This window comes from Ferribacterium limneticum (genome assembly GCF_020510585.1).
GTDB lineage: Bacteria > Pseudomonadota > Gammaproteobacteria > Burkholderiales > Rhodocyclaceae > Azonexus.
Window position 1 is genome coordinate 1,087,317 of sequence record NZ_CP075190.1, and the last position, 26,877, is coordinate 1,114,193.

The following is a 26,877-nucleotide window of genomic DNA, read 5'->3' on the forward strand; positions in this document are numbered from 1 at the left end:
TGACGGTTGGCCGGGACTTCCACGGTCAACCGGAAAATTCGCCTTATTTTGAAATCAGGCGTTTGAGCTGCCGGTCGTGCCAGCCGGAGAGCAGGGCCATCGCCGTGCTCGAACCAATCAGTGCCATGAACATGTCCGACTGCGTATCCCACTGATCGCCCTGTGTGCCGAGGAATTCGTCGGCGCCCTGGCCCATGGCCAGCGCTGCCGCCCATTCGATGAGCTCGTAGCTGGCACTGATCGCCATGGCGATGCAGATGCACACAAAGCCGGTCATCCGGCGTCCGACGACGTAACCGCCGCGGATCAGGATTTCACGGGCGACCATGGCCGGCACGAAACCCTGCAGCAAATGGCCGATCTTGTCGTACGGGTTGCGCACCGTGCCGAGCAGGTCCTGCAGCCAGAAACCGAGAGGTACGCGGGCGTAGGTGTAGGCGCCGCCGCCGATCAGGACCAGCGCGTGGATGGCGATCAGGACGGTGAGCAGCATCGTCAGCGGATAGCTTTGGCGCGTGGCGATCATGAGCGGCAGGGCGATCAGCACCGGCGCCACTTCCATGACCCAGGTCGCCCGGTCGAAGGGGGCGATGCCGGAAACGATCAGCGCCGCGATGACGATGGCGGCCAGCGTGACGTTAACCAGGTTCCGGTTTTCCATGTCAGCCCTCGTTGCGGATCAGGTCGAGCAACTCGGCGCCGTAGTGCTCGATCTTGGCGCTGCCCATGCCGGTGATGCCGGCCAGCATGCCGTGGCTGGTCGGGCGCACTTCGGCCAGCTCGCGCAGGGTCTTGTCGTGCAAAATAACGTAGGCCGGCACGGCTTGCTCCTTCGCCGTATCGCTGCGCCAAGCGCGCAGGAGTTGGAAAAGCACCTCGTCGGCCGACGACAACTCGCTGTGCACGACGGTGCTGCTGCGTGAAGACGAGGAGCTTGCCTTGCGCTTGGCCGGCCGGCGCAGTTGCACCTGACGCTGGCCTTTGAGCACTTCGCGCGCGGCGTCGGTCAGTTGCAGGGCGCCGTGTTCGGCCATGTCGACATGGACCAGCCCGGCCGCCGCCAGTTGGCGGAAGACGCTCTTCCAGCCATGGTCGTCGAGATCCGCGCCGACACCGAAAGTCGGCAACTGGTCGTGATGCCACTGCTTGATCTTGTCGGTCGCCTTGCCGCGCAGCACGTCGGTCAGGTGCGTGACACCGAAACGCATGCCGGTGCGGAAAATGGCCGACAGCGCCTTCTGCGCCGCCAGCGTGCCATCCCACAGTTCCGGTGGCTCGATGCAGACATCGCAGTTGCCGCAGGGGTCGCGCTCTTCGGCGAAATAATTGAGCAGCACCTGGCGCCGGCAGCGCGGCGCTTCGCAGTAGGAAAGCAGGGCGGTCAGGCGCTGCGATTCGAGAATCTTCTGGCCTTCGCCGGCGCCCGATTCGGCGATGCGTGCGTGTTGCAGCGCGACATCCTGCATGCCGTAAGCCATCCAGGCCTCGGCCGGTTCGCCGTCGCGGCCGGCGCGGCCGGTTTCCTGATAGTAGGCTTCGATGCTCTTCGGCAGGTCGAGGTGGGCGACGAAACGGACGTCCGGCTTGTCGATGCCCATGCCGAAGGCGATGGTGGCGCACATGACCAGGCCTTCTTCGCGCAGAAAGCGGCGCTGGTTGGCGGCGCGCGTCGGGGCGGGCAGGCCGGCGTGGTAGGGGAGCGCCGGATAGCCCTGGGCCGACAGCCATTCGGCAGTTTCCTCGACCTTCTTGCGCGACAGGCAATAGACGATGCCGGCCTGGCCCTTGCGCCCGGCCAGAAAACCAAGCAGCTGCTTCTTGGCGTTGTCCTTCTCGACGACGGTGTAACGGATATTCGGGCGGTCGAAGCTGGACAGAAAAACGCGCGCTTCGGTCAGGCCGAGGCGAACCAGCATTTCGTTCTGCGTCGCCTTGTCGGCCGTCGCCGTCAGCGCAATGCGCGGGACGTTCGGGTAGCGCTCGTGCAGCGTCGACAGCTGCAGGTATTCCGGCCGGAAATCGTGGCCCCATTGCGACACGCAGTGCGCTTCGTCGATGGCGAACAGGGCGAGCTTGCCGGCTTCGTAGAGGGCGTCGATCATCGACAGCGTGCGGTCGATGAGCAGGCGTTCCGGGGCGATGTACACGAGGTCGATCTGGCCGGCGAACATCTGCTGCTCGATGGCCTGGGCCTCGCGCCAGTCCAGCGTCGAATTGAGGCAGGCGGCCTTGACGCCAAGCTGGGTCAGGGCATCGACCTGATCCTGCATGAGCGCGATGAGCGGCGAGACGACGATGGCGCAACCTGGACGGAGCAGGGCGGGAATCTGGTAGCACAGGCTCTTGCCGCCGCCGGTCGGCATGAGGACGAGCGCGTCGCCGCCGTTGCCGATGTGGTCGATGATTTCGGCCTGGGCGCCGCGGAAGGCGGGATAGCCGAAGACGTCGCGCAGGATGGCGAGGGCGGAAGTGGTTCCCACGGTCAACCGGAAATTTTGGTCAAAATTGAAATGCTCACTGGATGGCTTCGCGGCTCAATTGCTCGCCGTCCCAGAGCAGCGCTTCGGCACGCTCTTCGTGCCAGTCTGAAAGCACCCAGCGTTCGACGTGGATACCATCGACGATGTGGTCGTGCTTTTCCGGTCGGTGCGTGTGGCCGTGAATGAAGGTGCAATAGCCGTGGTCGCGCAGGAAGTCGTCGGTTGCCGGGCCATTGAGGTCGGCGTAAACATAGGCGTGGTCACGCTTGCGGCGGGCACTGCGCCAACGGATGTAGCGGCCGAGCAGGCTGCGCAGGAAACGCGGCTTGGCGCGCATCTTCCGCTGCCATTCCGGGTCGCGCACCTTGGCGCGATAGGCCATGTAGGCGTGGTCGTCGATGCACAGGGCGTCGCCATGCGAGAGCACGAAGGACCACTCGGGCAAGACCAGCAAATAAGGATCGGGCAGCAGCGTCATACCGGCGGCGGCGGTAAATTGCTCGCCAATGGCAAAGTCGCGGTTGCCGTGCATGAAGCAGATCTTCAGCCCGGCATCGCTGGCGGCGCGCAGGGCGGCGGTGATCTGGGCGGCGTAGGGATCGTCGATGTCGTCGCCGACCCAGACTTCAAAAAGGTCGCCGAGGATGTACAGCGCCTCGGCCTGGCGGGCGCGGCCGGCCAGAAAGCTCAGGAACAAACGAGTCGCCCCGGGTGACCGGGGCGACAGGTGCAGATCAGAGATGAAGAAGATCAAACGATCTCGGCCTTCTCGATGATCACGTCTTCAGCCGGGACGTCCTGATGGAAACCCTTGTTGCCGGTCTTGACGGCGCGGATCTTGTCGACCACATCGAGGCCTTCGACAACTTCGCCGAACACGCAGTAGCCCCAGCCCTGGCCGGACGGCGACTTGAAGTCGAGGAAATCGTTATCGACTGTGTTGATGAAGAACTGGGCTGTGGCCGAGTGCGGGTCGTTGGTGCGAGCCATGGCAACGGTGCCGCGCTTGTTCTTCAGGCCATTGGCGGCCTCGTTCTCGATCGGCGCCTGGCAAGCCTTCTGGCCCATGCCCGGCTCCATGCCGCCGCCCTGGATCATGAAGTTCTTGATGACGCGGTGGAAGATGGTGCCGTTGTAGTGGCCGGCTTCAACGTAGGCGATGAAGTTGGCAACGGTCTTCGGGGCCTTCTCGGCGTTCAGTTCAAGCGTGATGTCGCCGTGGTTGGTGGTGAGTTTGATTTTGGACATTGGGGATCCTTATTTGTCGGAGATGATTTTGACGTTCTGGATGACGACCGGAGTCGTCGGAACGTTTTCGTAATAGCCAGCGTTGCCGGTCGGCACCTTGGCAATCTTGTCGATGACGTCCATGCCCTGGGTGACCTTGCCGAAGACGGCATAGCCCCAGCCGCGCGGGTCGCCGGTGGTCTTGTGATTGAGGAAATCGTTGTTCTTGAGATTGACGAAGAACTGGACGCGCGCCGAATGCGGGTCGCCGGTGCGAGCCATGGCCACCGTGCCGCGATCATTGGCCAGGCCATTGGTCGCTTCGTTCTTCAAGGCCGGGGTCAGCACCTTCTTCTCTTCCATGGCCATGCTGAAACCGCCGCCCTGGATCATGAAACCATCGATGACGCGGTGGAAAATGGTTGCCTCGTAAAAGCCGTGCTTGGCGTTGTAGAGGAACATTTCGACCGTTTTCGGGGCTTTGTCTGGGAACAGCTCAAGCGTGAATTTACCCAGATTGGTCGTCATTTCGACGGTCGGGGCGGCCCACACGGCGAGCGAGACGAGCAGGCCGGCGGCGAGGGCGGAGACTTTTTTCAACATCAGGCACTTCCTTCGTAAATGATTTTCCACTGGTCGCCTTCGCGCAGCCAGTACTGGCGTTTCTTCATCTGGTTGTTGAGGTTGTTGCTGCGGTAATCCTGGTCGAAAGTCACGACGACCACTTCTTCCTTGCCCGGATTGCGGAACACGGAGAGATTGTCGATCTTGAGCTTGATCCATTCCTTGCCGGCATTGACCTGCTTTTTCTGGGCGGAAAACTCGGCGAAATCCTGCTCGCCGGCCTTGAAGCGTTGCGAGTAATGCTTCAGGTAGCGGTCGGTATCGCGGCTTTCCCAATCGGCGCGCCAGGCGTCGATCGACTTGTTGAGTTCGCTGCGTTCCTTGGCCCAGTCGTCGAGCGACAGCCATTCGACCGAGTTGCTGATGATGACCGGCGTCAGGCCGACCTGCAGGTTCTTGGCGACGACGTCGAGATCCTGGTTGGTCAGCACGACGCAGCCGTCGGAGGCGCGCGGCGGACGGGAAAAGGTGTCGGATGGCGTGCCGTGCAGCCAGATGCCGCTGCCGCCACGACCCTGGCGCTTGTCCCATTCGTTCGGGTAATTGAGCGGAAAGGCGCCGTTGCCGTAAAGGTCGGCCAGCTTCTGGCGGGGCAGGTTGGCGGTGACGTGATAGACGCCAACCGGGGTCTTCTTGTCGCCTTCGACGAGCTTTTCCGCACCCAGTTTGCCCTGGGTGACGTAGTAGTCGGCGACGAAGCGTGGCTGACCGCCGTTCTTGAGGTCGTTTTCGTAGAGGTAGAGGCGCGAGCGCTTGGTGTCCACGACGATGGCGAAACGCTGGTCCGGCTGCATCTGCAGCAGGTAGCGCGGCACGAAATCGGCCGGCGGCTTTTCGCGATAGGCGGCGAGGCGGGCGATAGCTTCGGCGCGCAGGTCGGCAACCTTGTCGGCCGGGGCATCGGTCAAGGCGCCAAACGTATTGATTGGTTGCTTGCGGGCCAGCAACAGGTCGCCCTTGATCAGATGGGCCAACCGGTAGTTCGGGTGCTGACGCAGCAGGTTTTCGGTCAGGAGCAGCGCATTGCTCAGGCGATTCGCTTCAATTTCGGCAAAAATGCGCGTCAATGCTTCTTCCGGCCCGGAATCGGAAACGATCAGGGGCAAGGCCGAACCCTGGCTGGATGCGTCGGGCGTTGTCCGCGCCAAGGCAATCGCCGAGAGTTCGTTGATGGTGACTGGGGTAGTCGCCGGCTTGTCTTTAAGCCGGGCTGCTGCACCGGCGGCCAGGGCGACCGCCAGTCCGGACAGAACTAATTTACGGCCTAATTTCACCGGGCGTTTTCTTCCTTGATCAGCCACTTGCTACCGGCCCGAACGAAGACCAGGGTCTTGGTCGTCGAGCTGCTCAGACCGGTTGCCTTGTAATGCTGGCGGAACTTGGCGGTGGCCTTGTCGCCATTGATCGTGACTTGCGGCGTATCGAAGGAAACAGAGATCTTGCCGCCCTTGCCGGCGATGCGCTGTTCGCGTTCCTGTTCCCAGGCCTTGCGACTCATGCCCTTCGGCGTGTCGAATTCATGTGCATAGGCGCCGAGGTAAGCTCGCATGTCCTTGCGCGACCAGGCGTCGGCCCAGGCGTTCATGGCCTTGATGACGTCGTCGCTGCCGGCGGTTGCCTTGGCCGGAGCCGGGGCGGGGGTCGGTGCAGCGGCTGGGGCCGGCGTCGCTACTGCAGCGGCCGGAGCGGGCGCCGCGGCGATCGCTGTCGGCTTGCTGGCTGGTGAGGCGGAGGCAGCGCCCGGCGTCGACGTGACGATGGTTGCGTTCGGCGCAGCGGCGGCTGGCTTGGCGGCAACCGGCGCGGCGACAGCAACCGGTGCGGCAACGACAGGTGCGGCGGCAGCCGGCTGCGGCTTGACGTTGCCCTTGCCGGAAGTGGTGATCAGATCGCGGATCAGGGCCAGCTTGTTCTGCGTCGTCGAATTGGAATTATCCAGTTGCAGGGCCTTGTCGTAGGCCTGACTGGCCAGCTTGGCGTAAACATCGCCGAGATTTTCGTAAGCGATGGCGTAGGACGGGTGAGTCCTTATGGCCATTTCGAGCGCCGTGCGGGCCTTGTCGTACTGCTTTTGCTGGGCGTAGAGCACGGCCAGGTTGTTATAGGGTTCCGGCAGTTCCGGGTAATCCTCGGAAAGCTTGGTGAAGACGCTGATCGCTTCGGCCGGCTTGTTCATCTCGGTATAGATCAGGCCTTTCAGGAAGCGACCCTGGGCATCCTTGGGGCGGCTGCTCAGGTAGGCATCGACTTTCTCCATGGCTTGCGGATACTGGCCCTGCTTGATCAGGCGCTGGACTTCCGGCAGGTTGTCGGCGAAAGCCGGTACGGCGAAGCTGATGGCCAGGCCAATCGCCATTGCACGCAACGTCTTGAGCTTCTGAAAACGGGGCTGGAGCAGGGAAATAGAGGTCATCGCTATGCTATACTTTTCGAGGTTATACAATCTTCCGATTCTACCAAAAATGCCGGTGATTCCATAGGGATTAGCAAGCCGGCCAAGCCCGGTCTCCCTCCCCGCATGCTCAAGATCTACAACTCCCTCAAGCGCGAAAAACAGGTTTTCACCCCGATCGAAGCGAACAAGGTTCGCATGTATGTCTGTGGCATGACGGTCTATGACTATTGCCATCTTGGGCATGCCCGGGTCATGGTTGTTTTCGACATGGTTTATCGCTGGCTCAAGGCGAGCGGCTACGACGTGACCTATGTTCGCAACATTACCGACATCGACGACAAGATCATCAAGCGCGCCATCGAGAATGGCGAGACGATCCAGCAACTGACCAACCGCTTCATCGCCTTCATGCACGAAGACGCCGATGCACTGGGCGTTCAACGTCCGGACTTCGAGCCGCGGGCGACCGACTACGTGCCGGAAATGCTCGGTCTGATCGGCAAGCTCGAGGCGACCGGCCTCGCCTACCAGGCCACCGACGGCGACGTGAATTACGCCGTGCGCAAGTTCCCTGGCTACGGCAAGCTGTCCGGCAAGTCGCTCGACGATCTGCGGGCCGGCGAGCGCGTTGAGGTCGATTCGGCCAAGCAGGATCCGCTCGATTTCGTGCTCTGGAAGCATGCCAAGCCGGGTGAGCCGGCCTGGGAGTCGCCATGGGGTGAAGGTCGTCCGGGTTGGCACATTGAATGTTCGGCCATGAGTTCGAAACTGCTTGGCAATCATTTCGACATCCACGGCGGTGGCCAGGATTTGCAGTTCCCGCATCACGAAAACGAGATTGCCCAGTCGGAAGGGGCGCACCAGTGCTCCTTCGTCAATTACTGGATGCACAACGGGTTTGTTCGTGTCGATAACGAGAAAATGTCCAAGTCACTGGGCAATTTCTTCACGATTCGCACGGTTCTTGAACAGTTCGATGCTGAAGTCGTCCGCTTCTTCATCCTGCGTGCCCATTACCGCAGCCCGCTGAATTATTCGGACGCTCATCTCGACGATGCCAAGCGCAGTCTGGACAGCCTGTATTTCACCTTGCGCGACGTGCCGGCGGTGGCTGTCGAGATCGATTGGAAAAACGATTTCGCGGCCCGCTTTGCGGCGGCGCTGGACGAGGATTTCGATTCGCATGGCGCCATTTCGGTGCTCTTCGAGCTCGCCGCCGAGGCCAATCGTCAGAAGAGTGGCGAACTGTCAGGCTTGCTCAAGGCGCTGGGCGCCGTAATCGGCTTGCTCGAGCGTGAGCCGATGGCTTATCTGCAGGGCGGTGGGGCGGCTGGCGGTCTTGATGAAGTGGCTATCGAGCAGATGATCGCGGATCGGGCGGCGGCCAAGAAGGCCCGGAATTTTGCCGAGTCGGATCGTATTCGCGATGAATTGAAGGCGGCGGGGATTGCGTTGGATGATAGTCCGCAGGGGACGACCTGGCGGCGGGCCTGATTTTCCGTTTTTAATTGGCTTGGGTTTCCGCCTTGTTGGCGGGCGTACTTTCTTTTGCTTCGCCAAAAGAAAGTAGCCAAAGAAAAGGCGACCCCGAGGGCGGCGCCGGCTTTGCCGGTCCCTTGCGCTACTCGGAACGCCGGGCGGCTGGCTAAACTCGCCTGCGGCTCAAACAACGCCAGCCGACTGCCCCCGGCCTTCCTGCGTTGCTCAGCGCCTTCCACGGGGACCCCAAAGGCGTCCGGGTTCGACCGTTTTGCCAAAAGAGCAGGCTCCCACGGTCAACCGGAAAAAACAGCCAAAATTGAAATCTGCCATCTTGGCACCCAAGCCCAAGCGCGGATCGTTTCACCGGGCCCCTTGAGAGGTGCCGAGCAACGCAGGGTCTGGCGGATAAAGGGCGAGGACTGTCTGAGGGCGAAGCCCGAGTTCCGCAGCCCCCGCCAGTCCCGAGTAGCGCAGGGAACCGGCGCAGCCGGCACCGACCTAGGGTCGCCTTCTTTTTGCTTATTTTTTCTTGGCGAAGCAAGAAAAAGTGAGACGCCCCGCAAGGGCGGAACCCCAAGCCAATTTAGAAGAATACCCAATAAAACATGGATTTCACAGCCTACGAGGCAATGCCACTTAACTAAACGGCATTGCCCGAAGAGTGTTTACTTCAGAATCTTCCCACCTTGCCCAATGACCGTCAGTTCGACAAAGCGCGACCCGAGCCGGGTGTTCGGCCCGTAGTTGATGCGGTAGCCACCAAGATCAGCCCCGTTCATGCTTTCCAGCGAGCTCACCAGTTTGTCGCGGGTGAGATCCTTGCCGGCCCGCTTCAGGCCTTCGATCATGGTCTTGGCCATCAGGTAGCCTTCCATGCCGTAGTACGAGTAGGCACCCTTGTCGGACAATTTTTGATAGTCGCGGACGACCGGCACGACGTTGTTCCAAGGATAGGGCACGACCTGCGAAACGCCGATGCCGCGTGAATCGGGGCCGAGCTCCTGGACGAGCAGTTCGGCGCCGACCGGGGACAGCGTCATCAGCATCGGATGCTGGCCGACTTTTTTCATGGCCTTGACGAAGGCGGCCGTCGGCTTGTAGAGCGTGACCATAACCACGGCCTGTGGCGTTGCCTTGGCAATCGTTTCCACAGCCTTGGCAACATCCACCGAATTGCGTTCGACGGTGCCGACGGCAGACGGGGCGAGGTTGTGCTTCTTGAGCGCGGCGGTGACGCCATCCAGGCCGGATTTGCCGAAGCCGTCGTTCTGGTAGAACACGGCGATATTCTTGAGGCCGAGCGAAACCATCTGGTTGACGATGACTTCGGCTTCGTCGGCGTAGCTGGCGCGGACATTGAACATGTAGCGCGCATTCGGATTGGTGGCCAGCGATTCGCGCAGCGTGGCGGCGCCGGAAATGGTGCCGACCAGCGGCACCTTGGCCGGCCCGAAGACGGTGTTCATGGTTTCGGTCGTCGGGCTGGAGCCGTAGTAGGCGAGCAGCGCGAAGACATTTTTTTCCTTGATCAGCGTCTTGGTGTTGGCGACGGTGCGCTCGGTTTCGTAGCCATCGTCGAGGGCGATCAGTTCGAGCTTGCGACCATTGATGCCGCCGGCCTTGTTGACCTGCTCGAAATAGGTCGTGATGGTCTGCCGCATGTCCAGGCCGTAGGCGCCGTTCGGGCCGGACAGGGGAGCCGACATGCCGAGGGTGATCGTCGTGTCGGTGACGCCGGGCTCGGCCCAGCACAGCGTGGAAAAGGCAATTGCACCAACGGCGGCCAGTCGTTTGAAGACTCTCATTGTTTTTTCTCCCCCTTGTTTGATCAATCGATTCTAACAGTCGGGGATATTACCGGGAACAGGGCGACCCGGACTTTCGGCATTTTGTTCAGTCTTACGGTCAACCGGAAAAAATGGCCAAAAATGAAACAGCCCCGGCGCCCCGAAACTTTCGGGTAGGCCGGGGCCGCTTTGAATAATTAAGTAATTATTCGGCGAAAAAGTCCTTAACCTTGTCCATCCACGACTTCGAGCGCGGGTTGTGCTTGGCGCTGTTGTCGCGGCTCGACTCTTCCAGTTCGCGCAGCAGTTCCTTCTGGCGATCAGTCAGGTTGACCGGCGTTTCGACGACGACGTGGCACATCAGGTCACCATGGGTATGGCTACGGACTCCCTTGATGCCCTTGCCGCGTAGGCGGAAGACGCGCCCGGACTGGGTTTCGGCCGGAATCTTGATGGCCGCGGCGCCGTCCAGCGTCGGGATTTCGATTTCGCCGCCGAGTGCGGCGGCGGTGAAGGAAATCGGCATCTCGCAATGCAGGTCGTTGTGGTCACGGGTGAACACGGCGTGCGCCTTGAGGTGGATCTGCACGTACAGATCGCCCGGCGGGCCGCCATTGACGCCATGCTCGCCTTCGCCGGAGAGCCTGATGCGATCGCCTTCATCGACCCCGGCCGGAATCTTGACGGCCAGCGTCTTGTGCTGCTTGATGCGGCCGGCGCCGTCGCAGTGCTTGCACGGTTCGGCGATGAAGCGGCCGGTGCCGTGGCACTTGTGACAGGTCTGCTGGATCGAGAAGAAGCCTTGCTGCAGGCGAACCTGGCCGGAGCCGCCGCAGGTCGGGCAGGTCTTCGGCTGGGTGCCGGGCTTGGCGCCGGAACCGTTGCAGGGATCGCAGACTTCCATGGTCGGAATGCGGATCTTGGTTTCCGTGCCGTGGGCGGCCTGTTCGAGCGTGATCTCGAGGTTGTAGCGCAGGTCGGCGCCGCGATAGATGTTGGAACGACCGCCGCCGCCACCGCCGCCGCGGCCGCCGAAAATTTCGTCGAAGATGCCGCCGAAGGCATCGGCAAAGCCGGCGCCACCGCCGCCACCCATGCCGGCCTGCTGGTCGATGCCGGCGTGGCCGAATTGGTCGTAGGCCGAGCGTTTCTGGCCGTCCGACAGAATTTCGTAGGCTTCCTTGGCTTCCTTGAACTTCTCCTCGGCGCCCGGATTGTCCGGATTGCGGTCGGGGTGGTGCTTCATGGCCAGCTTGCGGTAGGCCTTCTTAATTTCTTCATCGCTGGCGTCGCGATTGACGCCGAGGATTTCGTAAAAATCGCGTTTTGACATTTCTTCTACCCATCAAGTGACAAAGGCGCCGAGCGCCGCCGGAGATTTCCGGAAGGCTCGGCGCCGGGCTGTGGGGCCAGGAATTACTTCTTGTCCTTGTTCACTTCGGTGAATTCGGCATCGACGACATCACCTTCAACGGTCTTTTCACCGCCTTCGGCCTGCTGGCCAGCCGCACCGGCGGCAGCGCCTTCGGCCTGTTGCTGGGCGTACATCTTTTCGCCGAGCTTCTGGGCGGCAGTCGACAGGGCTTCTGTCTTGGCGGTGATGGTTTCCTTGTCGCCGTCGCGCATCACGTCCTCGACGTCCTTGATGGCGGCTTCGATGCTGGCCTTTTCAGCCGCATCGAGCTTGTCGCCGTACTCGGTCATCGACTTCTTGACCATGTGCACCATGCCGTCGGCCTGGTTGCGGGCATCGGCCAGTTCGTGCGCCTTCTTGTCGTCTTCGGCGTGCAGTTCGGCGTCCTTGACCATGGCCTGGATTTCAGCCTCGCTCAAGCCGGAGTTGGCCTTGATGGTGATCTTGTTTTCCTTGCCGGTGGCCTTGTCCTTGGCCGTGACATGCATGATGCCGTTGGCGTCGATGTCGAAAATGACTTCGATCTGCGGCGTGCCACGCGGAGCCGGCGGGATGCCTTCCAGGTTGAACTGGCCGAGGCTCTTGTTGCCGGAAGCCACTTCGCGCTCGCCCTGGAGGACGTGGATGGTCACCGCGGACTGGCTGTCGTCAGCCGTCGAGAAGACTTGCGAGGCCTTGGTCGGGATTGTCGTGTTCTTCTGGATCAACTTGGTCATGATGCCGCCCAGGGTTTCGATACCGAGGGAGAGCGGGGTGACGTCGAGGAGCAGCACGTCCTTGACTTCGCCCTGCAGCACGCCGCCCTGGATGGCTGCGCCGACAGCAACGGCTTCGTCAGGGTTCACGTCCTTGCGCGGTTCCTTGCCGAAGATTTCCTTAACTTTTTCCTGCACCTTCGGCATGCGCGACTGGCCGCCGACCAGGATGATGTCGTCGATGTCGGAGATCTTGCAGCCAGCATCCTTCAATGCCATGACGCAAGGGGCAACGGTGCGCTCGACCAGCTCATCGACCAGCGATTCGAACTTGGCGCGGGTGACCTTGAGCGCCAGGTGCTTCGGACCGGAAGCATCGGCGGTGATGTAGGGCAGGTTGATTTCGGTTTGCTGGCTGGAGGACAGCTCGATCTTGGCCTTTTCAGCGGCTTCTTTGAGGCGCTGCAGGGCGAGGACGTCAGCCTTCAGGTTGACGCCGGATTCCTTCTTGAATTCGTCGATGATGTAGTCGATCAGGCGCTGGTCGAAGTCTTCGCCGCCGAGGAAGGTGTCGCCGTTGGTGGCCAGCACTTCGAACTGCGTTTCGCCGTCGACGTTGGCGATTTCGATGATCGAGATGTCGAAGGTGCCGCCGCCGAGGTCATAGACGGCGATCTTGCGGTCGCTCTTGCTGGTCTTGTCCATGCCGAAGGCGAGGGCGGCAGCGGTCGGCTCGTTGATGATGCGCTTGACTTCCAGACCGGCGATGCGGCCGGCGTCCTTGGTGGCCTGACGCTGGCTGTCGTTGAAGTAGGCCGGCACGGTGATGACGGCTTCGGTCACTTCTTCGCCGAGGTAGTCTTCGGCGGTCTTCTTCATCTTGCGCAGCACTTCGGCCGAAACCTGCGGCGGGGCGATTTTCTTGTCGCGCGCTTCAACCCAGGCGTCGCCATTGTCGGCCTTGACGATCTTGAAGGGCATCAGGGCGATGTCCTTCTGCACTTCCTTCTCTTCGAAGCGGCGGCCGATCAGGCGCTTGACGGCGTACAGCGTGTTCTTCGGATTGGTCACGGCCTGGCGCTTGGCCGGGGCGCCGCACAGGATCTCGCCATCTTCGGTGTAGCCAATGACGGACGGCGTGGTGCGCGCGCCTTCTGCGTTTTCGATAACCTTCGGCTGGCCGCCTTCCATGATGGCGACGCAGCTATTGGTGGTGCCGAGGTCAATACCGATGATCTTGCCCATGATTCGTTCCTTAAAGATAAATGACTGATGTTCGTGAGTTGGGGGCTTTGCCACCGATTTCAAGCCGCATTGACTAGTCTTCTACGGTCAACCGGAAAAAACGCCCAAAAGTGAAATGTGTTTATTTGCCCTTGGCGACCATGACGAGCGCCGGACGCAGGACGCGGTCGGCGATGGTGTAGCCCTTTTGCAGCACGGTGACGACGGTGTTCGGTTCCTGCTCCGAATCGACCATGCCGATGGCTTGATGCTTGTGCGGATCAAACTTTTCGCCAGCCGGGCTGACTTCGTTGAGTGCGTTCTTTTCGAAGGCGGCAACCAGTTGCTTGAGCGTCAGTTCGACGCCGGCCTTGAAGCTCTCGACTGTCTGCTCCGGCACGGCCAGCGCGGCTTCGAGGCTGTCCTTGACGGCCAGCAGTTCGCCGGCAAAGCGCTCGACGGCGAACTTGTGCGCCTTGGAAATGTCTTCCTGAGCCCGGCGGCGAATATTTTCACCCTCGGCCTTGGCGCGCAGCCAGGCGTCGTGGTGTTCGGCGGCCAGCAGTTCGAGGGCGCGGAACTGCTCCTCGATGCTCGGCAGCTTGTCGGTGTGTTCCTCGACGGCCGGTTCGGCTGCGGCGGCTGGTGCTGCTTCAACGGCAGGCTCGTTGCCTAGCATTGCTTCCTGGTTGTTTTCAGTGTTCGTCATGCATGGATCTCCCAAAAATCTGCAAGCTATCTGGGGGTGCTTTCCCGGCTTTCAAGAGCCGTGCGGCAAAAAATATGGCTCATTTTGACCATCAACTTTCCGGCAAATATGCCGTTAGGAAGTCAGTCGAGTCGGCCGGGGTGAAGGACATGGAATTAACTGGATTGGGTGCTACCTACGCTTTGCTGGGGGCAGCCTCGGACGCCCGCAGCAAGGCGAGCGAAGAGCGTCAGGCCAAGCGTCTGGGCGAGATGCAGGACGCCATCAAGCGCCTTCAGGCGATGCCCACGCCAAAGCAGATGGCCAAGCAGGACTCGATGAATCGCGTCGCCATGCTCAAGAAGCGGCTCGATGCCTTGAAAGCCATGCTTCTGCATGCCTCGCCCGAACAGGCCAGGGCACTGGCCCGCGAATTGAAAAATATCGCCAAAGAGCTGTCGTCGGTAGCAAAAAGCCTGGGTAGTGGCGCTCAAGGCGCAGTTTCGGCGCCAGCGGGCGCTGAAGTGGTGACTGGTGCGATGGATGACTCCGGCAGCGCGTCGGCTAAAGCGCAAGCGGTGGCCAGCACTACGACTGAATTAGCCGCCGTCGAGGCGGCCAGCGGCGCGAGCGATACGGCCCAAGTCAATGAGGCGCAAGCCAAAACGACAGCAGATGCCGCCGCTTCATCGACTGCCAGCCCGGCCGATGGCCGGCAGGCCGGGCAGGGTGAGGGCGACGGGGATCTGCGGGCCATGCTGCAGGATGCGAAAAAGCTCCTCAAGGAAGCGATCGCGATGCTCAAAGCCAAGATGGCCCTGGCCGCCAACCAGGCCCGGGCGAGCAAGGAGGAAAAGCAGGCGAAGCTCGACCTGCAGTCGGCCGAAAAAAGCCTGGCTGACATCGAAAAATCCTTGTCCCAGGGCGGCAGCGAGTTGTACTCGGCGCAGGGCGACCTTGGGCTGGGTGGCGCGGGAGACGGGTTTGCCATCAGTGGCTTGAATGTCAATGTCGCGGCCTGAGCAGCGAAAACCGGTTATAGCTGCCGATGATTTATCGGCAAAGCAATGCGCCGCTTGCCCGGCGACAAAACTGCTGCCGTGCCGTAACCTGCGTGCTACGATAATTTATTGATTGTTTCTGGCGAATCCTGAATGGAAAAGATCGGCAAATACCGGGTAATTAAGGAGCTGGGCAAGGGCGCGACGGCCACTGTCTACCTCTGTGACGACCCGGATGCCAACCGCCAGGTGGCCGTCAAGGTGATCAGCTTTGGTCACGACAGCGCCGCCATGTCGCGGCGCATGCGCAAGCTGTTCCAGAACGAGGGGATGGTTTCCAAGCGCCTCAACCACCCGAATATCGTTCAGGTTTACGAAGCCGTGGTTGAGCCGGACTTCGCCTATCTGGCCATGGAGTATGTCGACGGCTTCACGCTCGAGGACAACTGCCGGATCGACAAGCTGCTCCCCATGCACCGGGCGATCAGCATCATCTTCAAGTGCTGCATGGCGCTCGACGCGGCTTACCGGCAGGGCATCATCCACCGCGACATCAAGCCGGCCAACATCATGATCGCCGCCAACGACGAGCCGAAGATCGCCGATTTCGGCCTGGCGCTCAACATGAACAAGGACATGGACCGCGACTCGACCTTCATCATGGGCGTCGGCTCGCCGGCCTACATGTCGCCGGAGCAGATCAAGGGTTATCCGCTCAACCAGAAGACCGACCTCTATTCGCTCGGCGTCCTGATGTTCCAGCTGCTGACCGGCCGCCTGCCGTTCCGCGCCAACAACCAGGCGACGCTGGTCTATCGCATCATCAATACCGACGCGCCAGCCGTCACCGCGCTCAACCCGAATCTGCCGGAAGGCCTCAATGCCATCATGCGCCGGGCGCTGGAGAAGGATCTCTACAGCCGCTACCGGAATGGCGCCGAAATGGCCAAGGACCTCTCGGCCGTGCGCTACCAGATCCTCGAAGAGGACGAAACGGCGCAGGATACGAGGCATTTCGAGACCTTGCGCGGGCTCGATTTCTTTGTCGAGTTCGAAAACGTCGAAGTCTGGGAAGTCCTGCGCGTCTCGGTCTGGCGCGAAATACTGCCCAACGTGGCGATCATTCGTGAAGGCGAGCGCAACAAATTCTTCGGCATCATCATCAGCGGCTCCGTCGAAATCTCGATCGAAGGCAAGGCCCTGTGCCGCCTCGGACGCAGCGAGCCGATCGGCGAGGTGTCCTATCTGCACCCGTCCAGCGACCAGCGCTGTTCGACCGCCGTCACGCTCGAGCCGACGTTGTTCCTCGAAGTCAATGCGGCAGCGCTCGCCCTGTCGTCGGAAGAGTTGCTTGAACGCATGCGCAATGCGCTGCTGGCCAGAATGATCAATCGCCTGCGGGGAGTTAACCGCATAGCTGCGGCGCAAGGCCAGCCGGCCGTCAAGAGCCTGGGCGGCTCAATCAACGGGGCCTCGTCGCGCCCGCCGGGCGGCCTCGATCTCGAGTTGACGCCGATGTAAAAACAGCCTCCGGAGAGGCTGTTTTACCGACAGGCTTTAAATTCTCAGACCTTGAAACGCCCGACCAGAGCAGCCAGGCCTTCGGCCAGGCGCTTGAGGTCGTGTGCGGCGCCGGCCGTCTGTTCGACCGTGCCCGAGTTTTCGCGGGCCATGCCAGCGATGGCCTCGATGCTGTTTTCGACATCGCCCGAGAAGCGGCGTTGCTGCTCGGTGGCCGAGGCGATGGCGTCGAGGCCATGACCGACTTCGGTCACCGAGCCATTCGTCGCCTCGAGTACATCCGACACCGAATGGACGGCTGCCTGGCTGCTTTCCAGGTGGGCCATGCCGGCCTCGATACTGCGCCGGACAGCCACTGACTGGGCGCTGAGCTGGGCGGTGATGGCATCAATTTCAGTGGCCGAGCGCGAAGACTTTTCGGCCAGCTTGCGCACTTCATCGGCCACGACCGCGAAACCGCGCCCCTGTTCGCCGGCTCGCGCCGCCTCAATGGCCGCGTTGAGGGCCAGCAGGTTGGTTTGTTCGGCGATGTCCTTGACTTCACGGGTCATCGTCGTGATCGATTCGGTGTTCTTGACGAAGTTATTGACCGAGTCGGCCATTTCCTTGACGGCGTGCTCGACGACGTTCATTTCACCGAGTAGCACGTTGAGGTTGCGGCTACCTTCGGTGGCGCGGGCCAGACTTTCCTGCGACTGGTGCTGGACGTGTTCGGCACTCTTGGCGATCGATGAAATGCTCGAAACCAGTTGTTCGACGGCCGAGGCGGCCTCGTTGGACTTCTCGTTCTGCTGATGCGAACTTTGCGTGACGCGGTCGGCGCTCTCGGAGAGGGCGGCGACGCGGGCGGAAACCTGGCTGGCCGAGTCGCGGACCTGGCGGACCAGCTGGTTGAAGTTCTCCATCATTTCGTTGAAAACCTGTGCCGCCTGGCCAACTTCGTCGTTGCCCTTGATTGGCAGGCGGCGCGTAAGGTCGCCCTCGCCGCGGGCAATGTCGGCGAGGCCGCTGCGCATGGCTTCGAGCGGCTTGCTGACAAAATGGTTGGTGATCAGGTAGATGATGACGAGCAGGGCGCCCAGCGCGGCCAGCGCGACGCCGGCAATCTTGACGCGGAAAGCCGAGACCTGGGCTTCGACGGAGTCGAGCGACACCTTCATGCTGACGACGCCGAGCACGGTGCCTTCAGGAACCTGGTGGCACAGGATGCAGTCCTTGCCAAGGTAGTTTTTCGAGGCCTTGGTCGGGTTGATAACGTGCAGGTAAGAACTGCCATTGGCCGATTCAACCGACATGTACGGGTTGCCGGTAGCCATCACTTCTTTTTCCAGCGTATCGAGCGGCCGCTTGCTCTTGGTGTCGGGGCCGTAAAGTTTGACCACGGCATCGCTGCGGGCGACGATTAGATCCTTGATGACCGAGAGCTGTTCGATCTGGTCGAGGAAGACTTCACGCTGGCCGACGGTGCCGGTCAGCATCATGCCGGTCAGTCCGGCCATGGTCATTTCGTGGATGCTTTTCGAGAAATCCTGCGCTTGCAGGATCGCCGTCTCTCGATTGACCTGGGTGGTCCAGACTATTGCCCCTGCCCAGATGATGGCCAGTACTACCCAAATGGCCGCCGTCAGGCGGATCCAAATTTTCAAATCGGCAAAGCGCGGCATGATGTCCCTCGAGTTACTGCCACCATTTTCAGCTAGGCGGTCAGGTCTATTTGCTGGATTGTGCCAGCCGCACCCGATTCATGCAAAAAAATTCCAGAAGTGCGAATTTCTCCGAGTAGTTCATTGGCATTTGTTTTGAGGTCAAATGGCGTAGTAATACGGCTTAGCGCAATGGCGCCGACGCCGGTATTGCTCAGCGAGCGGAGTGCATCTTTGCCAGATTTGTCAGGTGTCCAGACCGTTAACTGTTCAAAAGCGGCGTCGTTTTCATCAATCCAGCCGTTCTTGTCAGCATCGAGCCTGGCCAGTTCCTGAAAACCGTCGCCGCTCATCGGGCCGAACAATTCACTGCCGTCGTTGATCTCGCCGTCGCCGTTGCGGTCGAAGGCCAGGAAGCCGCTGCCCGGGGCGAGGCGGTTGATGTTCTCCGCGCTGCCGTCGGCATTGAGGTCGAAGGCAAAACGCTGGTCAGTCAGTTGCGCCGCGTTGCCGGCGAAGTTGAGGACGAGCGGATCGATCTTGCGCGCCGCGTCGCCGAGGCGGAGGCTGATATCGCTTTCTTCGTGATACTGGCGCGACATCGACAACTGCAGGTCGAACTTGATCGCGCGGCCATCGGCCGTCGTCACCGTGCCGCTGGCGGCAAAAGTTGTCTGCTCGGCCTCGCTGTAGGATTCATGGCGGTCGTACTCGATGCCGTAGCCGGCCAACGTCGGGCGCGCCGGGGCATCGGCGGCTGGTGGCGCTTCAATGGCTGGCGTTTCTGCGCTGGGCTGGAGTTCGCTGGCGTCGAACAGGCGAATCCGGTGCCCAGTCAGCAGCTCCAGCATGGAGCGAATGAAACGTAGCCGCGGATCGGCATCAAGCTCGGAATCCTCGGTGGTTTCATTGGTGCTGGCTTGGCTGGCCGCCTTGCTGGCATCTGACAGGCTGACGTTGTCGTTGCGCGCCTGGCGGGGGCGCGAATCTTCACCGGCAAATTGCGGGCGCTGTGGCCCGACCCACATTTTCAGCGATTCGCGGACTTCATGGCGCTGGACGCTGGCGTGCGACGAGGCCATTTGCAGGCTGCTGCTGGCAATTTTCATCGGGGCCTCCGTCGAATGCATTGGGATGCATCATTAACGGCGGCCGGGGGCAGAAGTTAAGGTTTGTGGAGATGCGGCTGTATCCAGCGTTTCAGCGAGCCGAGGTCGAGCGCGCCGCTCTGGCGGGCGATCTCGCGGCCATTAATAAATATGGCCAGCGTCGGAATGCTGCGGATATTGAAGCGGGCGGCCAGTTGCTGTTCGGCTTCTGTATCGACCTTGACCAGACGGGCGTAGGGTTCGAGATCAATGGCGGCCTGATGGAAATTCGGTGCCATTTGCCGGCATGGCCCGCACCAGGGCGCCCAGAAATCGACGACGACGGGCAGGTCGTTGCGCGAGATGTGGCGGTCGAAATTGGCTGCGGTCAGTTCGGTCGGCTCACCGGTGAACAGCGGCTGTTTGCACTGACCGCAGTTCGGTGAGTCTTTCAATTTTTGGCCAAAAATCCGGTTGACCGTGGAACAGTGCGGACAGACGACGTGCAGGCTTTCTTCAGGCATCGGGCGCTCCAAATATCATGTTTTTCTGATATGGGTACCCGGTGCCGGATTTCAAGAGCGAGCGCCGAATTTGATGGCCTGCCGGGCGCTGGTTTCGAGCGCCTGCGGGTCGATGGCGGCTTTGGTCGGCCAGCCGGCCAGATGGTTTTCGACGATGTCGGCCAGGGCCCTGATCCACGCGTCGTCTTCGTTGAGTGCCGGGATGTAGTGGTATTCCTTGCCGCCCGCCTTGAGAAAGTCGGCGCGGCCTTCCTGGGCGATTTCTTCGAGCGTTTCGAGGCAGTCGGCGACGAAGCCGGGGCAGATGACATCGACCCGGCGGATGCCCCGCTTGCCCCATTCTTCGAGCGTTGGCGCGGTGTAGGGCTGCAGCCATTCGGCCTTGCCGAAGCGGGACTGGAAGCAGATCTGGAATTGCTCGGACTTGAGGTTCAGGCGCTCGGCAAGCAGGCGGCCGGTTTTGTGACATTCACAGAAATAGGGGTCGCCGAGGGTCAGGCTGCGCTTCGGCAGGCCGTGGAAACTGATGAGCAGCTTGTCGTTTTCACCGAGCGCGCCGTTCGTCTGCCAAAGCTGGCGCACCGTTTTTTCGAGCGCGGCGAGATAGCCGTCATGGTCGTGGAAATTGCGCGTGAAGCGCATTTCAGGCTGGTTGCGGGTTTGCGTCAGCCACTGGCAGGCGTCGTCGACGACAGTCGCCGTCGTGCTCGCGGCGTATTGCGGGTACATCGGCACGACCAGAATGCGGCTGGCGCCCTCGGCTTTGAGGTGGCTCAGTACGTCAGGTAGCGCCGGCGAGCCGTAGCGCATGGCCCAAGTGACGGTGACGTGATGGCCGCGCTGGCCGATCAGGCCCTTGAGCAGCTTGGCCTGACGCTCGGTATGGACGCGCAGCGGCGAGCCTTCCGGCATCCAGACGGTGGCGTACTTGGCGGCCGATTTTTTCGGCCGGGTATTGAGGATGATGCCGTTGAGGATCAGCCACCAGAGTGGCTTGGGGATTTCAACGACACGCGGGTCGGAGAGGAACTGCTTGAGGTAGCGCTTGAGGGCCGGCGCGGTCGGCGCGTCCGGTGTGCCGAGATTGACGAGGACGACAGCGGTGCTGGCCGCATTGCCATGACGGTGCGGCGGTTCCGGGAGAAAACGGGGCATTAGTTGTCCGACTTGTAGGAAAGGGCGCTGGAAAGCAGGCGCGCGGTGATGTCGACGATGGGGATCACGCGTTCGTAGGCCATGCGGGTCGGGCCGATGACACCGACCGAACCGACGATGCGGCCATCGACGCTGTAGGGCGCGGCGATGACGCTGCATTCGTCGAGCGGGGCGATGCCCGATTCGCCGCCGATGAATATCTGCACGCCCTCGGCGCGGTTGGAAATATCGAGCAGGCGGACGAGGCTGGAACGTTGCTCGAAGAGATCGAATAACTCGCGCAGACGCTTCATGTTCGAGGATAACTCCTCGACATCGAGCAGGTTGCGTTCGCCGGAAATGACGTAGGGCGCCGAGTTTTCGGCCATCGCCGCGTCGCCGGCGTCGAGCGCCAGAGCCATGAGCGGCTTGATGTCTTCGCGCAACTGCTGGATTTCACTGGCCAGGCGCTGGCGAATCTGCTCGAAATCGAGGCCGGCGAAATTCTGCGTCAGGTAATTGCCGGCGCTGACCAGCTCCGACGGTGAGTAGGCCTTGTCGCTGCTGACGATGCGGTTCTGCACGTCGCCGTCAGCGGTGACGATGATGAGCAGGATGCGCTTTTCCGACAGGCTGAGGAATTCGATCTGGCGGATGCGGCTGGCCTGGCGCCGCGGCGCGATGACGACGCCGGCGAAATTCGACAGGCTGGAGAGCAGTTGCGAGGCGCTGGCGATGATCTGGCTGTTCGGCAGGCCGTGCAGCGATTCCTTCATTTCGCCCATTTGCCGGGCTTCGAGCGGCTGAACGGTGAGCAGGCTGTCGACGAACAGCCGATAGCCGCGGGCCGTCGGAATGCGCCCGGCCGAGGTGTGCGGGCTGGCGACGAAACCGGCCTCTTCGAGGTCGGCCATCACGTTGCGGATCGTCGCCGGCGACAGGTCGAGGCCGGAAAACTTGGACAGCGCCCGCGAGCCGACCGGTTGCCCGTCGGCAATATAGTGTTCGACCAAGGTTTTCAGCAGGGTGCGCGAGCGTTCATCAAGCATGGCTGAGGATTGTACAAAAAACGGGGCGGCAGCGACGGGCGATTATGGTTGGCCTCCGGGATGTAGTGCCAGGCGGCGCGATTCGAATTCCTGGCGCAGTTCACGCCGGAGCATGGCCGACTGGTAACGGCGCTTTTCCTCGTCGGTGGTTGGTTCCAGCGGTGGCACGCTGGTCGCCTTGCCGTTTTCATCGACCGCCACCATGGTGAAAAAGCAGCTGTTGGCATGGCGCACACTTTGCTCGCGGATGTTCTCGGTGAGCACCTTGACGCCAATTTCCATCGAGGTCCGGCCGGTGTAATTGACAGCGGCCAGAAAAGTGACCAGTTCGCCGACGTGGATGGGCTGGCGGAACATCACCTGGTCGACCGACAGGGTGACGACATATTCGCCGGCATAGCGGCTGGCACAGGCGTAGGCGACCTGGTCGAGCAGTTTGAGGATGGTGCCGCCATGGACGTTGCCGGAAAAATTGGCCATGTCCGGCGTCATCAGGACGGTCATGCTGAGTTGGTGGTTGGCAAGAGGCATGGGTATTTGCGCGCAAGGTTGGTGAGTCATGTTACTGCGCTTTTCCGGCGAATCGGTGCTGTCCGGTGGCACGATTGCGCGGTTTTTATGCAAGAATTCGACCCCATGAACAGAAGCTTCGCTTCCATCCGCAATCCCCGGACCATCGCGCTGGTCGGCAAATACCACAGCATGGAAATTGCCGAGTCGCTGCGTCGTCTGGCAGAGTACCTTTACGAGCGCGGTGTCTCGGTCTTCATCGAGCGCGAAACATCCGAGCACATCGGCAAGAAGGTCGACCTGTCGCGCTGGGTGACCTGCGGCTTCAACGACATCGGCGCCCATGCCGACCTCGCCATCGTGCTTGGCGGCGACGGCACGATGCTCAACGCGGCGCGCCGTCTGGCCCGCTATTGCGTGCCGCTGGTCGGCGTCAATCAGGGTCGGCTCGGCTTCATGACCGACATCGCCCGTGACGACCTGCTGACCTGCATGGACGACCTGCTCGACGGCCGCTTTGCCCAGGAAAACCGCATGTTGCTGGCCGCCGAAGTGACGCGCGACGGCAAGGAAATTGCCGAAAACCTGGCACTCAACGATGTCGTGGTCGACAAGGGCGCTATTGGCCGAATGATCGAATTCGAGTTGTTCATCGACGGCGAGTTCATCTACAACCTGCGCTCCGACGGCCTGATCGTCTCGACACCAACCGGTTCGACGGCCTATTCGATGTCGGCCGGCGGGCCGATCCTGCATCCGACGACCGCCGGCATCGCCCTCGTGCCACTCTGTCCGCACGCCCTGAGCAACCGGCCGATCATCGTCAATGACAGCGCCGACATCGAATTGCGCATCGCCAATGCCGACGATGCGCGCGTGCACTTCGACGGTCAGGTGACGCTTGACCTGCAGCGTGGCGATTGCGTCCGCCTGCGCCGTTCCGAACACGCCATCTGTTTCCTGCACCCGCCGGGCTACAGTTATTTCGCCATGCTGCGCCAGAAGCTGCAGTGGAGCGAGCGTCCCAAGGGTACCTGATGCTGCAGCACCTGACGATTCGCGACTTTGTCATTGTCGACCGGCTGGAGCTTTCGTTTTTGGCCGGGTTTGGCGCGTTGACCGGCGAAACTGGGGCTGGCAAGTCGATCCTGATCGACGCCTTGGCGCTGGCCCTCGGTGAACGCGCCGATGCCGGCGTCGTTCGTTCCGGCTGCGACAAGGCCGAAGTCGCAGCCACCTTCGATATCACCGCCCAGCCGCAAGTGGGCGACTGGCTGCGCGCCAATGACCTTGAGGGCGATGACGAACTGTTGCTGCGTCGCGTCGTCGATGCCGGCGGCCGGTCGCGCGCCTACATCAATGGCTCGCCGGCGACCGTTCAGCAACTGCGCGAAGTCGGCGAATGGCTGGTCGATATCCACGGCCAGCATGCCCATCAGTCGCTGTTACGGGCCGAAGCCCAGCGCACGCTGCTCGACAGCCACGCGGGCCTGAGCGGACAGTCGCGTGAAGTCGCCGCCGCCTGGAAAATCTGGCGCGACGCCGAGCAAATGCTGCGTACCGCCAGCGACGGCGCCGACGTGCTCCAGCGCGAACGCGAGCAGTTGCAATGGCAAATCGGCGAACTCGATGCCTTGGCTTTTGGCGACGACGAATGGGCGACGCTCGACGTCGAACACCGTCGCCTCGGGCACGCCGCCAGCCTGATCGAGGGTGCGCAATACGCGCTGGCCATCCTTTCCGACGACGAAGCTGCCTGCGAACGCCAGATCGATAGCGTCGCCACGCGGCTCGGCAATCTCGCCGAGTACGATCCGGCGCTGGCCGAAGTCGCCGCGCTGATTGGCTCGGTGCAGGCCGAATTGTCAGACGCCGTGTCCACCCTGCGCCGCTACGCCGACCGGGCCGATCTCGACCCGACACGCCTGGCTCAGGTCGAGCGCCGGATGGACGCGGTGATGAGCCATTCCCGCAAGTATCGCGTCCAGCCGGCCGAACTGCCGGGCCTGCTCGCCAGCTGGCGGCAGCGCCTCGCTGAACTCGACGAATCAGCCGATCTGGCGGCGCTCGAAACGAAGGTCGCCGCCGCCCGTAAGGATTATCTGGCCCAGGCCGAAAAACTCTCGACTGGCCGCAAGAAAGCGGCAACCGAGATGGGCCAGGCAGTCAGCGAAATCATGCGCCAACTGGCACTGTCCTCCGGCCGTTTCGAAGTCGCCCTGGTCCCGGTTGCCGATGGTGCCGTCTACGGCCTGGAGCAGATCGAATTCCGCATCGGTGGCCTGGCCGGCAACGAAGCCAAGCCGCTGGCCAAGGTCGCTTCGGGCGGCGAGTTGTCGCGCATCAGCCTGGCGATACAAGTACTCACTTCGCGCTCAGCCAGCGTCCCGACCTTGATTTTCGACGAGGTTGATGTCGGTATCGGCGGCGGCGTCGCCGAAATCGTCGGCCGCCTGCTGCGCGAACTGGGCAGTGAACGTCAGGTCCTCTGCGTCACCCACCTACCGCAAGTCGCCGCCCAGGCCAACTGGCAGTGGCAGGTCAGCAAGGCGACGCGCGATGGCATCACCTTGAGCGCCATTCAGCCGCTAGCCGAAGCCGGCCGAATCCAGGAAATCGCCCGCATGCTGGGCGGGGTCGATATCACCGATATCACCTTGCAGCATGCACGGGAACTGCTCCGCCTGAAGGCGTGAGGCCGATTTTCCGGAGTCCTACGGTCAACCGGAAAGAACGGCAAAAATTCAAATGATGCCGAGCAGGCGCAAGACGGCGAGTAGCGCCAACAACAGGAAAAAGACCCCGCTGATTCGGTGAATCCAGTGCAGGGGCAGGCGGTTGAGCCAGCGCCGCCCGGCGACAACGCCGAGTATCGACGTGCAGGCCAGCGCCAGCGTGGCGCCGACCCAAGTGGCCGTTGCGTCGGCGGTGCTGCCCAGGCCGGCGATGGCGATCTGGGTCTTGTCGCCGAATTCGGCGAGAAAGATCATCAGGAAAGTGCTGGCGAAGATGCCGTAGCCTGGCTTTTCCTTAATTTCCTCTTCGCCGTCCTCTTCTTCCTCGAAGCGCAGGGCGCTGATGCCGAAGACGGTGAAGAGCATGGCAACGGCTGCCGTAACGACCCATTCCGGCAGCCAGGCGGCAATCGCCGCGCCGAACAATACGGCGAGCAGGTTGAGGAGGGCGAAGGCAGCGACGGCGCCGAGAACGATCGGCAGGCCGCGATGGCGGGCGGCCAGCGTCATGCAGACGAGTTGGCTCTTGTCGCCGAATTCGGCGAGGGCGATCAGCAAAAAGGTGGCGCCGGCCGAGGATAGCCAAGCCCCCGGCGCCAGGGCGATATCAGTCATCGGGGAAAATCAGAAAGTCAGGACTTGGCGTCCGGATGGTCGCGATGCGGGCACTCGGCCTTGGTGCATTGGGCGTACAGGTAAAGCGCATGGTCCTGGATGGCGAAGCCGCGCTCCTGGGCGATGGCGTTCTGGCGCTTTTCGATTTCCGGATCGTAGAACTCTTCGACGCGGCCGCAATTGATGCAGACCAGATGGTCGTGATGCTTGCCGTGATTGATCTCAAAGACGGCCTTGCCGGATTCGAAGAAGTGCCGTTCGAGCAGGCCGGCCTGCTCGAACTGGGTGAGCACGCGGTAAACGGTGGCCAGCCCGATGTCCATGTTTTCGGCAATCAGCATCTTGTAGACGTCTTCCGCAGTCATATGGCGCAAGGTGCTCGTTTCGAACAACTCAAGAATTTTCAGGCGGGGAAAAGTGGCTTTTAGCCCCATGTTCTTGAGGCTTTGCGGATCGCTCATTGCTGGAATTCCTGAAATTGTTCGATCAGGCGAAATGCTGATTTCGGGTATGATATACCGCTTCAAAGCCGATTGAAAAACTCCGGAAAACTGAATGCGCCGTTCCCGTCTATTGCTCGTAGCCGCCTCCTGCGCGCTCATCTCCGCTTGTTCCTACAAGCCGGGCTTCATCAACGAATACAAGATCGATATCCAGCAGGGCAATGTCCTGACGCAGGAGATGGTTTCCCAGCTCAAGCCGGGCCAGACGCGCGATCAGGTTCGCTTCCTGCTCGGTACGCCGATGGTGGCAGACATCTTCCATCAGCAACGTTGGGACTACGTCTACCGCTACCAGAACGGCCAGACTGGCAAGGTCGAAGCACGCAAATTCACCGCGTTCTTCAGCAATGACGGCCTGCTCGAGCGGGTTGAGGGCGATATCGCCGAGGGCGAATCCGGCGAACTGAATGCCCCGCTCAACAAGAGCCGTCTCGTCGATCTCGGATCGCTGTCGGCCGAACAGGCAGACAAGCCGTTGCCGCCGCGCGAGCCGCCGAGCTATTACCGTCGTTTCATGGACATGATAGGGTTTTAAGGA

Annotated in this window: 25 protein-coding genes; 6 read left to right on the plus strand and 19 right to left on the minus strand. The window is 61.6% G+C overall.

The genetic code is table 11. The features are described 5' to 3' along the window. Nucleotides 1–43: 43 nt before the first annotated feature. From KI613_RS05215 to KI613_RS05245, 7 genes are read right to left on the minus strand one after another with little or no spacing between them, the layout of a single operon-like run. Complete coding sequence (locus tag KI613_RS05215; protein WP_226404138.1) at nucleotides 44–661, minus strand: DUF2238 domain-containing protein; 618 nt, start codon at nucleotides 659–661, stop codon at nucleotides 44–46. A gap of 1 nt (nucleotide 662) precedes the next feature. Beyond that, on the minus strand, nucleotides 663–2,480 hold the full coding sequence (recQ, locus tag KI613_RS05220; RefSeq protein ID WP_404826985.1) for a DNA helicase RecQ: 1,818 nt from the start codon (nucleotides 2,478–2,480) through the stop codon (nucleotides 663–665). A 34-nt stretch (nucleotides 2,481–2,514) separates the two neighbouring features. Beyond that, the gene (locus tag KI613_RS05225) at nucleotides 2,515–3,234 is read right to left on the minus strand and encodes a UDP-2,3-diacylglucosamine diphosphatase (protein WP_226404140.1); all 720 of its coding nucleotides are present in this window, start codon (nucleotides 3,232–3,234) and stop codon (nucleotides 2,515–2,517) included. Continuing rightward, nucleotides 3,231–3,728 (minus strand): peptidylprolyl isomerase, encoded by a 498-nt coding sequence (locus KI613_RS05230; RefSeq protein WP_226404141.1) that lies wholly within the window; start codon nucleotides 3,726–3,728, stop codon nucleotides 3,231–3,233. The genes KI613_RS05225 and KI613_RS05230 overlap by 4 nt, the downstream gene beginning before the upstream one ends. A gap of 9 nt (nucleotides 3,729–3,737) precedes the next feature. Then, the gene (locus KI613_RS05235; RefSeq protein WP_226404142.1) at nucleotides 3,738–4,310 is read right to left on the minus strand and encodes a peptidylprolyl isomerase; all 573 of its coding nucleotides are present in this window, start codon (nucleotides 4,308–4,310) and stop codon (nucleotides 3,738–3,740) included. Then, the gene (locus tag KI613_RS05240; RefSeq protein WP_226404143.1) at nucleotides 4,310–5,605 is read right to left on the minus strand and encodes a L,D-transpeptidase family protein; all 1,296 of its coding nucleotides are present in this window, start codon (nucleotides 5,603–5,605) and stop codon (nucleotides 4,310–4,312) included. Before KI613_RS05240 ends, KI613_RS05235 begins: the two co-directional genes overlap by 1 nt. Continuing rightward, the gene (locus KI613_RS05245) at nucleotides 5,602–6,744 is read right to left on the minus strand and encodes a nuclear transport factor 2 family protein (RefSeq protein ID WP_226404144.1); all 1,143 of its coding nucleotides are present in this window, start codon (nucleotides 6,742–6,744) and stop codon (nucleotides 5,602–5,604) included. The genes KI613_RS05240 and KI613_RS05245 overlap by 4 nt, the downstream gene beginning before the upstream one ends. Nucleotides 6,745–6,849: 105 nt before the next feature. Between KI613_RS05245 and cysS the strand changes: the two genes are divergently transcribed. Next, nucleotides 6,850–8,220, plus strand: coding sequence for a cysteine--tRNA ligase (gene cysS, locus KI613_RS05250; RefSeq protein ID WP_226404145.1), 1,371 nt, complete (start codon nucleotides 6,850–6,852; stop codon nucleotides 8,218–8,220). A 653-nt stretch (nucleotides 8,221–8,873) separates the two neighbouring features. On the opposite strand, the gene KI613_RS05255 is transcribed toward cysS, so the two are convergent. The 4 genes from KI613_RS05255 to grpE form a co-directional block, all read right to left on the minus strand. Further along, entirely contained in the window at nucleotides 8,874–10,013 is a 1,140-nt protein-coding gene (locus tag KI613_RS05255) for an ABC transporter substrate-binding protein (RefSeq protein ID WP_226404146.1), read from the minus strand. Between the two features lie 187 nt (nucleotides 10,014–10,200). Next, nucleotides 10,201–11,328, minus strand: coding sequence for a molecular chaperone DnaJ (dnaJ, locus tag KI613_RS05260; RefSeq protein WP_226404147.1), 1,128 nt, complete (start codon nucleotides 11,326–11,328; stop codon nucleotides 10,201–10,203). Nucleotides 11,329–11,411: 83 nt separating this feature from the next. Then, nucleotides 11,412–13,349: a molecular chaperone DnaK gene (gene dnaK / locus KI613_RS05265; RefSeq protein ID WP_226404148.1), complete on the minus strand. Its 1,938-nt coding sequence runs from the start codon at nucleotides 13,347–13,349 to the stop codon at nucleotides 11,412–11,414. A gap of 121 nt (nucleotides 13,350–13,470) precedes the next feature. Next, nucleotides 13,471–14,037, minus strand: a complete 567-nt coding sequence (grpE, locus tag KI613_RS05270) for a nucleotide exchange factor GrpE (protein WP_226404149.1) — start codon at nucleotides 14,035–14,037, stop codon at nucleotides 13,471–13,473. 74 nt (nucleotides 14,038–14,111) lie between these two features. On the opposite strand from grpE, the gene KI613_RS05275 reads away from it, so the two are divergent. Both KI613_RS05275 and KI613_RS05280 read left to right on the plus strand, forming a co-directional pair. Further along, nucleotides 14,112–15,038, plus strand: coding sequence for a hypothetical protein (locus KI613_RS05275; RefSeq protein ID WP_226404150.1), 927 nt, complete (start codon nucleotides 14,112–14,114; stop codon nucleotides 15,036–15,038). Nucleotides 15,039–15,170: 132 nt separating this feature from the next. Beyond that, nucleotides 15,171–16,538 carry a protein kinase domain-containing protein gene (locus KI613_RS05280; RefSeq protein ID WP_226404151.1) on the plus strand — a complete coding sequence of 456 codons (1,368 nt, stop codon included), beginning with the start codon at nucleotides 15,171–15,173 and terminating at the stop codon, nucleotides 16,536–16,538. A 44-nt stretch (nucleotides 16,539–16,582) separates the two neighbouring features. On the opposite strand, the gene KI613_RS05285 is transcribed toward KI613_RS05280, so the two are convergent. From KI613_RS05285 to KI613_RS05310, 6 genes are read right to left on the minus strand one after another with little or no spacing between them, the layout of a single operon-like run. Further along, a complete protein-coding gene (locus tag KI613_RS05285; protein WP_226404152.1) occupies nucleotides 16,583–18,202 on the minus strand; it encodes a methyl-accepting chemotaxis protein in 1,620 nt (539 codons plus the stop codon). Nucleotides 18,203–18,234: 32 nt separating this feature from the next. Continuing rightward, the gene (locus tag KI613_RS05290; RefSeq protein WP_226404153.1) at nucleotides 18,235–19,290 is read right to left on the minus strand and encodes a VCBS repeat-containing protein; all 1,056 of its coding nucleotides are present in this window, start codon (nucleotides 19,288–19,290) and stop codon (nucleotides 18,235–18,237) included. Nucleotides 19,291–19,346: 56 nt separating this feature from the next. Beyond that, nucleotides 19,347–19,793, minus strand: coding sequence for a thioredoxin TrxC (gene trxC, locus KI613_RS05295; RefSeq protein WP_226404154.1), 447 nt, complete (start codon nucleotides 19,791–19,793; stop codon nucleotides 19,347–19,349). Between the two features lie 51 nt (nucleotides 19,794–19,844). Next, on the minus strand, nucleotides 19,845–20,948 hold the full coding sequence (gene hemH, locus KI613_RS05300) for a ferrochelatase (RefSeq protein ID WP_226404155.1): 1,104 nt from the start codon (nucleotides 20,946–20,948) through the stop codon (nucleotides 19,845–19,847). After that, nucleotides 20,948–21,976 carry a heat-inducible transcriptional repressor HrcA gene (gene hrcA, locus KI613_RS05305; RefSeq protein WP_226404156.1) on the minus strand — a complete coding sequence of 343 codons (1,029 nt, stop codon included), beginning with the start codon at nucleotides 21,974–21,976 and terminating at the stop codon, nucleotides 20,948–20,950. Before hrcA ends, hemH begins: the two co-directional genes overlap by 1 nt. 42 nt (nucleotides 21,977–22,018) lie before the next feature. Further along, nucleotides 22,019–22,507 (minus strand): acyl-CoA thioesterase, encoded by a 489-nt coding sequence (locus tag KI613_RS05310; protein ID WP_226404157.1) that lies wholly within the window; start codon nucleotides 22,505–22,507, stop codon nucleotides 22,019–22,021. An 87-nt stretch (nucleotides 22,508–22,594) separates the two neighbouring features. Between KI613_RS05310 and KI613_RS05315 the strand changes: the two genes are divergently transcribed. Then, complete coding sequence (locus KI613_RS05315) at nucleotides 22,595–23,524, plus strand: NAD kinase (protein WP_226404158.1); 930 nt, start codon at nucleotides 22,595–22,597, stop codon at nucleotides 23,522–23,524. Then, on the plus strand, nucleotides 23,524–25,182 hold the full coding sequence (gene recN, locus KI613_RS05320) for a DNA repair protein RecN (protein ID WP_226404159.1): 1,659 nt from the start codon (nucleotides 23,524–23,526) through the stop codon (nucleotides 25,180–25,182). Before KI613_RS05315 ends, recN begins: the two co-directional genes overlap by 1 nt. 48 nt (nucleotides 25,183–25,230) lie before the next feature. On the opposite strand, the gene KI613_RS05325 is transcribed toward recN, so the two are convergent. Together KI613_RS05325 and fur are read right to left on the minus strand one after the other, a co-directional pair. Further along, nucleotides 25,231–25,836: a TMEM165/GDT1 family protein gene (locus tag KI613_RS05325; protein ID WP_226404160.1), complete on the minus strand. Its 606-nt coding sequence runs from the start codon at nucleotides 25,834–25,836 to the stop codon at nucleotides 25,231–25,233. Between the two features lie 17 nt (nucleotides 25,837–25,853). Continuing rightward, the gene (fur, locus tag KI613_RS05330; RefSeq protein WP_226404161.1) at nucleotides 25,854–26,297 is read right to left on the minus strand and encodes a ferric iron uptake transcriptional regulator; all 444 of its coding nucleotides are present in this window, start codon (nucleotides 26,295–26,297) and stop codon (nucleotides 25,854–25,856) included. A gap of 94 nt (nucleotides 26,298–26,391) precedes the next feature. On the opposite strand from fur, the gene KI613_RS05335 reads away from it, so the two are divergent. After that, nucleotides 26,392–26,874, plus strand: a complete 483-nt coding sequence (locus tag KI613_RS05335) for an outer membrane protein assembly factor BamE (RefSeq protein WP_226404162.1) — start codon at nucleotides 26,392–26,394, stop codon at nucleotides 26,872–26,874. Nucleotides 26,875–26,877 lie beyond the last annotated feature (3 nt).

What these genes read in the sequence shown, in the direction of transcription:
- fur (WP_226404161.1), bottom strand. Translation starts at nt 26,297, where the DNA reads ATGAGCGATCCGCAAAGCCTCAAGAACATGGGGCTAAAAGCCACTTTT.
- KI613_RS05315 (WP_226404158.1), top strand. Translation starts at nt 22,595, where the DNA reads ATGCAAGAATTCGACCCCATGAACAGAAGCTTCGCTTCCATCCGCAAT.
- KI613_RS05275 (WP_226404150.1), top strand. Translation starts at nt 14,112, where the DNA reads ATGGCTCATTTTGACCATCAACTTTCCGGCAAATATGCCGTTAGGAAG.
- KI613_RS05215 (WP_226404138.1), bottom strand. Translation starts at nt 661, where the DNA reads ATGGAAAACCGGAACCTGGTTAACGTCACGCTGGCCGCCATCGTCATC.
- KI613_RS05335 (WP_226404162.1), top strand. Translation starts at nt 26,392, where the DNA reads ATGCGCCGTTCCCGTCTATTGCTCGTAGCCGCCTCCTGCGCGCTCATC.
- KI613_RS05255 (WP_226404146.1), bottom strand. Translation starts at nt 10,013, where the DNA reads ATGAGAGTCTTCAAACGACTGGCCGCCGTTGGTGCAATTGCCTTTTCC.
- trxC (WP_226404154.1), bottom strand. Translation starts at nt 19,793, where the DNA reads ATGCCTGAAGAAAGCCTGCACGTCGTCTGTCCGCACTGTTCCACGGTC.
- recN (WP_226404159.1), top strand. Translation starts at nt 23,524, where the DNA reads ATGCTGCAGCACCTGACGATTCGCGACTTTGTCATTGTCGACCGGCTG.
- grpE (WP_226404149.1), bottom strand. Translation starts at nt 14,037, where the DNA reads ATGACGAACACTGAAAACAACCAGGAAGCAATGCTAGGCAACGAGCCT.
- dnaK (WP_226404148.1), bottom strand. Translation starts at nt 13,349, where the DNA reads ATGGGCAAGATCATCGGTATTGACCTCGGCACCACCAATAGCTGCGTC.
- KI613_RS05325 (WP_226404160.1), bottom strand. Translation starts at nt 25,836, where the DNA reads ATGACTGATATCGCCCTGGCGCCGGGGGCTTGGCTATCCTCGGCCGGC.
- KI613_RS05245 (WP_226404144.1), bottom strand. Translation starts at nt 6,744, where the DNA reads ATGACCTCTATTTCCCTGCTCCAGCCCCGTTTTCAGAAGCTCAAGACG.
- dnaJ (WP_226404147.1), bottom strand. Translation starts at nt 11,328, where the DNA reads ATGTCAAAACGCGATTTTTACGAAATCCTCGGCGTCAATCGCGACGCC.
- KI613_RS05290 (WP_226404153.1), bottom strand. Translation starts at nt 19,290, where the DNA reads ATGAAAATTGCCAGCAGCAGCCTGCAAATGGCCTCGTCGCACGCCAGC.
- hrcA (WP_226404156.1), bottom strand. Translation starts at nt 21,976, where the DNA reads ATGCTTGATGAACGCTCGCGCACCCTGCTGAAAACCTTGGTCGAACAC.
- KI613_RS05310 (WP_226404157.1), bottom strand. Translation starts at nt 22,507, where the DNA reads ATGCCTCTTGCCAACCACCAACTCAGCATGACCGTCCTGATGACGCCG.
- KI613_RS05235 (WP_226404142.1), bottom strand. Translation starts at nt 4,310, where the DNA reads ATGTTGAAAAAAGTCTCCGCCCTCGCCGCCGGCCTGCTCGTCTCGCTC.
- KI613_RS05230 (WP_226404141.1), bottom strand. Translation starts at nt 3,728, where the DNA reads ATGTCCAAAATCAAACTCACCACCAACCACGGCGACATCACGCTTGAA.
- KI613_RS05280 (WP_226404151.1), top strand. Translation starts at nt 15,171, where the DNA reads ATGGAAAAGATCGGCAAATACCGGGTAATTAAGGAGCTGGGCAAGGGC.
- KI613_RS05285 (WP_226404152.1), bottom strand. Translation starts at nt 18,202, where the DNA reads ATGCCGCGCTTTGCCGATTTGAAAATTTGGATCCGCCTGACGGCGGCC.
- hemH (WP_226404155.1), bottom strand. Translation starts at nt 20,948, where the DNA reads ATGCCCCGTTTTCTCCCGGAACCGCCGCACCGTCATGGCAATGCGGCC.
- cysS (WP_226404145.1), top strand. Translation starts at nt 6,850, where the DNA reads ATGCTCAAGATCTACAACTCCCTCAAGCGCGAAAAACAGGTTTTCACC.